At 74.4% G+C, this 8,007-nt stretch carries 14 protein-coding genes; all 14 read left to right on the forward strand.

Going from position 1 to position 8,007, the window contains the following annotated elements; genetic code table 11:
• Positions 1-224: 224 nt before the first annotated feature.
• Positions 225-734, forward strand: coding sequence for an AAA family ATPase (locus IEZ12_RS34375; protein ID WP_189277905.1), 510 nt, complete (start codon positions 225-227; stop codon positions 732-734).
• 41 nt (positions 735-775) lie between these two features.
• The gene (locus tag IEZ12_RS34380; RefSeq protein WP_189277907.1) at positions 776-1,141 is read left to right on the forward strand and encodes a hypothetical protein; all 366 of its coding nucleotides are present in this window, start codon (positions 776-778) and stop codon (positions 1,139-1,141) included.
• A 174-nt stretch (positions 1,142-1,315) separates the two neighbouring features.
• On the forward strand, positions 1,316-2,173 hold the full coding sequence (locus IEZ12_RS34385; protein ID WP_189277909.1) for a hypothetical protein: 858 nt from the start codon (positions 1,316-1,318) through the stop codon (positions 2,171-2,173).
• 91 nt (positions 2,174-2,264) lie between these two features.
• Entirely contained in the window at positions 2,265-2,897 is a 633-nt protein-coding gene (locus tag IEZ12_RS34390; RefSeq protein WP_189277911.1) for a hypothetical protein, read from the forward strand.
• The gene (locus IEZ12_RS34395) at positions 2,894-3,085 is read left to right on the forward strand and encodes a hypothetical protein (protein WP_189277913.1); all 192 of its coding nucleotides are present in this window, start codon (positions 2,894-2,896) and stop codon (positions 3,083-3,085) included. Before IEZ12_RS34390 ends, IEZ12_RS34395 begins: the two co-directional genes overlap by 4 nt.
• A gap of 59 nt (positions 3,086-3,144) precedes the next feature.
• The gene (locus IEZ12_RS34400; RefSeq protein ID WP_189277915.1) at positions 3,145-3,366 is read left to right on the forward strand and encodes a hypothetical protein; all 222 of its coding nucleotides are present in this window, start codon (positions 3,145-3,147) and stop codon (positions 3,364-3,366) included.
• A 124-nt stretch (positions 3,367-3,490) separates the two neighbouring features.
• A complete protein-coding gene (locus IEZ12_RS34405; RefSeq protein WP_189277917.1) occupies positions 3,491-3,889 on the forward strand; it encodes a hypothetical protein in 399 nt (132 codons plus the stop codon).
• Between the two features lie 87 nt (positions 3,890-3,976).
• On the forward strand, positions 3,977-4,543 hold the full coding sequence (locus IEZ12_RS34410) for a hypothetical protein (protein ID WP_189277919.1): 567 nt from the start codon (positions 3,977-3,979) through the stop codon (positions 4,541-4,543).
• A 37-nt stretch (positions 4,544-4,580) separates the two neighbouring features.
• Positions 4,581-4,838 (forward strand): hypothetical protein, encoded by a 258-nt coding sequence (locus IEZ12_RS34415; RefSeq protein WP_189277922.1) that lies wholly within the window; start codon positions 4,581-4,583, stop codon positions 4,836-4,838.
• Positions 4,835-5,065: a hypothetical protein gene (locus IEZ12_RS34420; protein WP_189277924.1), complete on the forward strand. Its 231-nt coding sequence runs from the start codon at positions 4,835-4,837 to the stop codon at positions 5,063-5,065. The genes IEZ12_RS34415 and IEZ12_RS34420 overlap by 4 nt, the downstream gene beginning before the upstream one ends.
• A 69-nt stretch (positions 5,066-5,134) precedes the next feature.
• The gene (locus IEZ12_RS34425) at positions 5,135-5,785 is read left to right on the forward strand and encodes a hypothetical protein (RefSeq protein ID WP_189277926.1); all 651 of its coding nucleotides are present in this window, start codon (positions 5,135-5,137) and stop codon (positions 5,783-5,785) included.
• 108 nt (positions 5,786-5,893) lie between these two features.
• On the forward strand, positions 5,894-6,367 hold the full coding sequence (locus IEZ12_RS34430; RefSeq protein WP_189277928.1) for an HAD family hydrolase: 474 nt from the start codon (positions 5,894-5,896) through the stop codon (positions 6,365-6,367).
• Between the two features lie 77 nt (positions 6,368-6,444).
• Positions 6,445-7,305 carry an endonuclease/exonuclease/phosphatase family protein gene (locus IEZ12_RS34435; protein WP_189277930.1) on the forward strand — a complete coding sequence of 287 codons (861 nt, stop codon included), beginning with the start codon at positions 6,445-6,447 and terminating at the stop codon, positions 7,303-7,305.
• Positions 7,306-7,324: 19 nt separating this feature from the next.
• On the forward strand, positions 7,325-7,813 hold the full coding sequence (locus IEZ12_RS34440; protein WP_189277932.1) for a Pycsar system effector family protein: 489 nt from the start codon (positions 7,325-7,327) through the stop codon (positions 7,811-7,813).
• Positions 7,814-8,007: the final 194 nt, after the last annotated feature.

The raw sequence follows: 8,007 nt of genomic DNA on the forward strand, positions 1-8,007 counted from the left end.
GGCCCGAACCGCGAACCGGATCCCGCGAACCGCGAACCGCATCGCGGCCCGAACCGCGAACCGAATCCCGCGAACAGCGAACTCCGGCCCCGGAACGGACGAACCGTCCCCGGGGCCGGTTCGCGGGCAGCCCGTGCCCGGCGGGCCGGCCTCGCCCCCGGCCCGCCTCGTCGTCCCGCACCGCGAACCACCCCCGACCCGAACCCGGAAGGAACCACCAACCCATGAACCCCACCGACTTCGCCCCCAGCACGCTGATCGTCCTCGTCGGCGGCTCCGGCGCCGGCAAGACCCGCTTCGCCGTCCGCCGCTGGCCGACCATCTGGCGCCTGTCCCTGGACGACTACCGGGCGATGGCCACCGGCTCCGAGGCCGACCAGAGCGCCAGCACCGTCGCCGCCGGCGTCCTCGACCTCCTCCTGGACGCCCGCCTCGCCCGAGGCCTGACCACCGTCATCGACTCCACCGCCCTCGAGCAGCCCTGGCGTGCCCACCTCCTCGCTCGCGCCCGCTACTGGCAGCGCCCGGCCTGCGCGGTGCTGTTCGACGTCGCCCTCGAGCGCCGCCGCGCACAGAACGCGGCCCGGGAGCGGGTCGTCCCGGACCACGTCCTCATCGACCAGGAGCGACTGCTGCCCAGCGCCGAGCAACTGCTCGCCGAGGGCTTCGCGCACGTCGACCACGTCACCGCCACCGGCCCGGCCTGCCTCGAACCGGCCCGCACCGGCCGCTGACCCACCCCGCCCCGCTCGCACCCTCCAGGAAGGACACCACGATGAACACCACACCCACCGCCCCGGCCGCGCCCGCGCCGGTGATCGCCACCGACCAGAGCACCGACCCCACTACCGCCCGGGACGAGAGCCTGACCGAGGTCACCCTCACCATCGCCACCGAGGACGGCTCCGACTACCGCGACGTGCGGAAGCTGACCCTGGGCCAGCTCACCGGCCTGCTCCTCGCGTTCGACGCCGGCGAGGTCGACGCGGACTTCCTGGACGAGGAGGAGCCGCGCGAGATGACGCTGGAGTACGCGCCCTCCGAGTACAGCGGCCGGCCCTGGGGCGAGACCCGTTTCTTCGAGGAGAGCGCGGCGGACCAGCTGCTGCAGGCCTTCGAGGCCGGCGCACCGCTGGAGTGATCCAGGCGGCCAGGATTCCCGCCAGCCCCCACGCCGCAGCCGAACCGGCCCCGCTGTGCTGCGCCCTGGCGCGCCGTCCGTCGGCTGCGTCACCGGTCCGCTCGACCTCGGGTCGGCCGCAACGCCCGCTGACCCGCTTCGTCCGTCTCCGCCGTCTTCAGGAAGGACAGCACGATGAACACCACCACCCCCACCCCGGCCGCGCCGGTGCTCGCCTCCGCCGCCTCCGCCATTGCCCGCCGGGGCCTGTTCGGCGAGCAGCCGCTCGTCGTCGGCAGCGAGTCCCAGGAGTGGGCACTGTGGCTGACCGCCATCGGGCAGGTCGTCCCGATGCCCGGCCTCGGCGAGGCCCTGATCGAGGCCGCCGAACACAACGCGGTTGCTGCAGACATGGACGACGGCTCCCCGTTCAACGCGGTCGTGCACGCCGTGGTCCTTCACCACGGCAAGGCGTGGCGGCGTCCGCGCCAGGCCCGTACCGGCAGCGTCCGCCCTCACGTTGTGCACTCTGCGTGGTGTGCGATCTGCGACGAGCCGCTGGACGACGAGTACGGCTACTACGAGTCCCCCGCGGACGTCGTCGCCGCGGCCCGGGACCGCGGCTGGAAGACGCTGACGGGCGGCGAGCTCGTCTGCCCGGAGCCGGACCCCGCCCACCTCGCCGCGAAGAACCCGCCCACCGGCCCCGCCGCACCGGGCCAGGACACCCTCGTCCCCGCCCCGGACCCGGCGTCCGCCCAGGGCGGCGCGTCCGACAGCCGACCGGACGACAGCGACATCGAGGCCGGCCGCTACCTGTACGGCGCGCGCATCAACCGCGCCCCCGCCCAGGCCGCCCTCGAGCCCGCGCAGCCGGCCGGGGACATCGGCACCGGCCACCTCACCCGGGCCTCCGAGCGCACCAACCGCCTCACCGCCGAGGACCTGCGCGTTGTTCTGCAGGACGCCCCGGGCCACGCCGTGGTCGAGATGGCCGGCTACCCGCTCACCCGCGCCGAGTACACCGACGGCGTCGTCGACCTCCACGCCTGAACCGCACGCACCGCACCACCTGCACCGCCGGTCCGGCCGCACGACGCGGCCGGACCGGCCCCTTTCACAACCCACTACGGAGGCACCCGCCGTGCACGCCCCCTGGCCCGACGAGCGACCCGTCAACGCGATGTGGCTCGACCTCGCCGACCGCGGCCTCCTCGACTACGACCACGACCGCTACCGCATCCACGGCGTCCCCAACAACGTCCTGGCCCTGATCTGGGGCGGCCTGATCGCCGACCACCCCGACGGCCCCCGCCTCACCGACACCGGCCGCGCCCGCCTCGCCGCCGAACGCGCCCACGACAACCACGACACCGGCGCCCACCGGCCCGACGCCATGCCCCCGCAAGCCGCGGCCTGGATCCGCGAACACGTCTGGCCGCCGACCTGGCTGCGCAACCACCAGCACATCCCCGGCACCTTCACGCACTGCGCCTGCCACAAACCGCCGTCCGCCGAATGCCAGCGCGGCCGCCACACCGAGTGCCGCGACGACAACCGGCCCACCTGCGAAACCGTCATCCAGACCGCCGCCCCCCGGCCCGCCACCCCCATCCCCACACCCACCCAAGCCAGGAGTACTCCGGCATCAACGACCTCGCCTGGGTGTGGATCGCAGGGCCGCCCTGCCGCCGGATCTGCCGCTGCGCCTGCCACCACGAGACCCCGCTCATCCAGCAGGCGACCGGGCCGACCCGGCCGGGCTGGTGGTGGGTGAACTGCTGCGGCCGGATCATCACCCGCCGCGAGTGGACCGACGACGCCTGGTGCCGCACCGCCGCCGACGCCCGGGCCCTCGCCGACTGGCACATCGCCGGCGAGAAGGGCCCCGCCCCCGCCGACTCCCCCGGCCTGCCCGACCTCGCCCCCGCCCGCGCCGAGCGCGAGCAGCTCGCCCTCTTCTGACAGACCGCCACCGAGCCCCCGCCACCGGAGCACCACCCGCCGAAAAGGGAGAGACCGCCATGCAGCAGGACCCCAGCCACCAGCACGTCAACCTGATGGACCTGGAGCCGCTGGCGCGAGCCGTCACCACTGGCGAGCCCGTCCAGCCCCGCACCGACGACGAGCGCCGCGCCCTGATCCGCATCTACACCTACGCCGCCGCCGTGGGCCAGCACGCCAACCCCGCTGCCGCCCTCGCCTGCCAGGCCCGTGCGGACGCCCTGCGCGCCGAACTGGCCTGACCTGTCGCGAGCGGACCGCCGCCGCCGGCCCCGGACCACCCGCCCACCCAGGCAGGTGACGCCGGGACCTGGCGCGGCTGCCCGGTCACCCGGACCCGCAGATCCGATCGAACAGGAGCACTCCGTGACCGACAACCTGGCCCGCCTCACCGCCGCCCCCGACCTCAGCCTGGTCACCGTGGACGGCGTCATCACCGAGACGACCGGCTACAGCCCCCGCCGGCTCGTCCTCACCGACGAGACCGGCAGCATCGACGCCACCGTCCCCATCGGCTGCGTCGGCGGCCGCACCGCCAACGACACCACCCAGCTCGTCGGCACCTACGCCGTCATCGCCGGCCGCCGCGAGGACACCGGCCACGTCCTGGCCTCCGTCGTCCGGCTCGCCGCCCGCGACGCCGCCGGCGACCTGCTCGTCCCCGCCACGTTCTCCGACCTCTCCGAGAACGTCGCACAGCTGCTCTCCACCACCACCGGCACCACGCGCCGGGCCCTCCCGCCCGGCCCCCGCCGCGCCAACTGACCCCACGCCGACTGCCGTCCGGTCCACGGCCGGACGGCAGCCGGCGCGCTCTCGCAACCAACCGGCACCCCGTCGAAAGGCCTGCCCGTGAGCATCGACAACCCCTGCACTCCCGCCACCGCCGCGGCCCTGGAGAAGCTCCTCGCCGGCCTCGCCCCCGACCAGGCCGACGGCCTGCTGGACCGCGACGACGCCTACACCGTCGTCCTCGCCGTCCTCGGCCACTTCGAGTCGTTCGGCCGGCGCCGCACCACGATCGGCGAGCTGCACGCCTTCTCGCGCACCATCCCCGGCGGCGAGGCCCTCGGCGGCCATGACCGCCTGACGGCCCTGCTCCAGCAGGCCGCGGACCACGGCCGGATCCGCCTCGCGCTCGGCCAGGTCCACATCGGCGACGCCCCGACCGGCGGCGGCCTCGGCCACGTCTGGATGCGCCAGCTCACCAAGGGCGGCGCCCTGGTCGAGCTGATCGGCACCGAGCCGTGGCCCGCCGGTACCCCCGCCCGCGCCGGCACCCCGGCCTGGTGGCACTGCACTGGCTGCCGCGACGGACGCTTCCGCACCGAAGCCGCACCCCTCTACACGGTGCGCAACGAGGTCACCGACCACGCCGTCGCCTGCGCGTACCTGCCCCTGCTGCCCGACCACCGCTGACCGACCGTCGGCCCGACACCGCCAGGAACACCCGAACGTGAACGACCACCAGCACCGGCCGGACCCGGACCGCGACATCGAGCACGAACTCCAGGCCCACGCCCTCGACGTCGCGCAACTCGCCGGCGACGTCCACCGCTACCAGGACGACCTGCGTCACGGACGCGCGCACCCCGCGGCCGCCGACCGCCTGGCCGCCCTCGCCGAGCGGATCGCCCGGCAGGCCCACCGCATCACCGGCGCGCGCGACGCCGCCCGCCGCACCCGACAGAACCGACCCGAAGGGACCCCGTGACCACCACCAGGACCAAGGCGGCCAGGATCCGCCGCGTCCACGCCGACGGCACCACCTGCGACCACCAGGTCCACCCTCGCACCGGCCAGCCCAAGGACCCGTCCAGCGGCTGCACCGGTCGCACCGGCTACAGCGCCCACTGCCCCGGCTGCGGCCAGACCATCACCCATGACCTGCGGGTCGTGGTCAGCGAAGCCCTCAAGTACCGCCACCACCACAACGCCTGACCGCCCACCACAACTCGGGTCCGGCCCGCTCGCGGCGGGCCGGACCCGACCGTCCACGGGAGGGACACCGTGACCACCACCGACCACACCGCGCCCGGCGGCCACACCAGCAGAAACAGCACCTTGTCCACGGAGGAGCAACTGGCGCTCGCGGTCGAGTTCCGCGTGCCGATCCCCCACGGCCCGGCCGGCGGGCACGGCGAGGTCGTCGTGCGCCGCGAAGCGACCGGCGACGGCTGGGCGGTGACCGACGGCGCCCTGACCGGTGTGCGTGCCTGGATCGAGGGCGAGGGCTGGCGGCCGGTGTGGGACATCGGCCGCGCCGCCGCCTACCAGCACAACCGTGAGCAGGCCCTGACCCTGGCCCACAAGGTCGCCGGGATCGAGGCCGCCAACCACCAGACGCTGCTCGCGATCGCCGCCGGCCCCCTCGCCCACGCCCGGGCCCGGCAGTTCACGATCACCTGCCCGCGCTGCCACACGCCCGGCGCCGAGGAGTACGGCGAACCGATCCGGAACACCGACGACTTCGCGGACTGCGCCCGATGCCGCTCCTGCGGCCTGGAGTGGGCCCTCGACCCCGGAGCCGACGCCTGCTGCACCACTTGCGGCGGCAGCGGCACCCCCGGTGCCGGCCCCGGCCGCCGACGCACCGCCGACGGCTGGGGGCCCGCCCCGACGTGCCACTGCCACCAGCTGTACGAGGAGCCCGGGCACTGACGCTGCCCACCACCGCGCCCGCGGGCCGAGCCATCCAGGCCCGGCCCGCGGGCGCAGTGGTGCGCGGCGCGGCCGCCCGGCCGGCACCCGCTACGGGAGGACTACCGCGTGACCGTCATCCCCCTCCACCCCGACTCCCCCGCCTCGCACGCCGTGGGCATCGACTTCGACCAGACCCTGGTGGCCCACGACCGCGGATGGCAGAACGGCCTCATCTACGGCGACCCGATCCCCGGCGCGATCGGTGCCCTGCTGCTCCTCGCCGACCACCGCGCCGTCTTCGTGTGCACGGCCAGGCCCAACTCCCATCTGACGGCCGTCGCGGACTGGGTCACCCGCCACAGCGGACTGCCCACCCTCGTCGACACCTCCCAGGACCGCTCGTACTGGCTCGAGCGCGGCCTCGCGCTTGTGACGAACCGGAAGCTGGGCGCCGCGCGGTACGTCGACGACCGCGCGGTCGCGTTCAACGGCAACTGGGCCGAGGCCCTCGCCGCTGTTGCCCACGGCATCGGCCTCCCGCTCGACGCGCTCTCCCACCGCCACCCCGCCAAGGACCACCACCCGCACACCGCGCACTGACCAGCCGTGCCCGCCCCGGTCCGCACCGGGGCGGGCACCGCCCCCACCACGTCCTACAGATAAGGAGAGGGAGAGCTGTGATCCTGACCATTGCCGTACAGAACCTCAAGCGCGGAGGCCTGCTCGACGGAGACGGCGACCGGGAGGATCGCTGGCCGCTCCTCGCCGAGCGCATCGCCGCCGTCGACCCGGACCTGGTGCTGCTCCAGGAAGCCGAAGGGTGGGCCGACGCCGGCCACCGCCAGCTCGTCCGCGCCGAGCAGGACCTCGGCATGGACGGACTCCTCGCCCCGTCCCGCTCCGGCCGCGGAACCGCCCTGCTCTACCGGCGCGAGACCCTCGGCCGGCGCATCGCCTGGAACACCGACTACACCGGCACCGAGACGCACCACGGCTTCGGCGTCGCCGCCTTCACCATCCCCGGCCTGCCCGCACCGCTCGCCGTGACCAGCGTCCACCTCACCCCCTACAGCGCCGACCGGGCCGTCGCCGAAGCCGACTTCGCCGCCTCCCGCACCTACCGGCACGGCCCCTACTGCATCCTCGGCGGCGATATCAACTACCCGCCCGCCGCCGGACCGGACCCGGCTTGGGACCGCATGCGCCCCTACAACCGCGGCTCCCGAACCCTGCTCACCGACCCGACACTCCAGAAGACCGCCCCGGGGCCGGACCGCCGGATCGCCTGGAAACTCGCCGCCAACGGCCTCACCGACACCGCCTGGCACCTGTACCAGCAGACCGGCGACGAACTCCTACTCCGCCGCACCGGCAACGACGACCGGATCGACCAGCTCTGGGTCTCCACCCCGCTCGCTCCCGCCGTCCTCTCCTACATCCTGCTCGACACCCCGCCCGACGCCAGCGACCACCACGGCCTGGCCGTCGCCCTCGACACCAGCCGCATCGACACCACCCAGTCCTGGACGTACGAGTGACCACCCGAGGGGAACGCCCGTGACCACCACCGAAACCAGCGCCGCCCAAGCCGACACCGACCGCACCGACCAGAACCTCACCGAAGCGCTCGCCCACACCGTCGGAGACGTAGGGCGAGTCGACCAGAAATCGGGCGTCCTGCTCGGCCTCGACGGCGTCCTCGCCGCGGCGGTCGCCATCCTCGCCCAGTCGCACGGCGCCCGGCTCACTGTCATCGCCCCCGCCGCCGCGCTGCTCCTGGCCGCCACCGTCCTCGCCGTCCTCGCCATCCGACCCCGCGCCGAAGTCCGAGCCCCCGACGACCCCCACCGGAGCTCCCCCGCCTACTGGGCCGACCTCGACCCCGACCAGCTGCGCGCGGCCCTCGCCCAGGACCGCCGGCTCCACCGGCTCGCCGACCTCGGCGCGATCTTCCGCTACAAGATGACCCTGCTGCGCTGGGCTTCCGACACCTCCATCGCGGCCCTGATCGCGCTCGCCGCAGCCGCGCTCCTCACCGCTGCCTGACACCCGAGAACGGGGGCGCACAGCGGTAGAGACGTTGATTCGGCGGCGCGTCCTGGTGACCCGGCACACAAGAAGGGCCCGCTTCCTCCGGCGTCGACGCCGGAGGAAGCGGGCCCTTCTGCGTTTCGCTACCTTCGACCGGCACTGGGACCGCCCGAGTCGAACTCCTTCCGGTGGCTGAGACATCTCTCGAA

The sequence above is a fragment of the Kitasatospora griseola genome (genome assembly GCF_014648555.1).
Taxonomy (GTDB): domain Bacteria; phylum Actinomycetota; class Actinomycetes; order Streptomycetales; family Streptomycetaceae; genus Kitasatospora; species Kitasatospora griseola.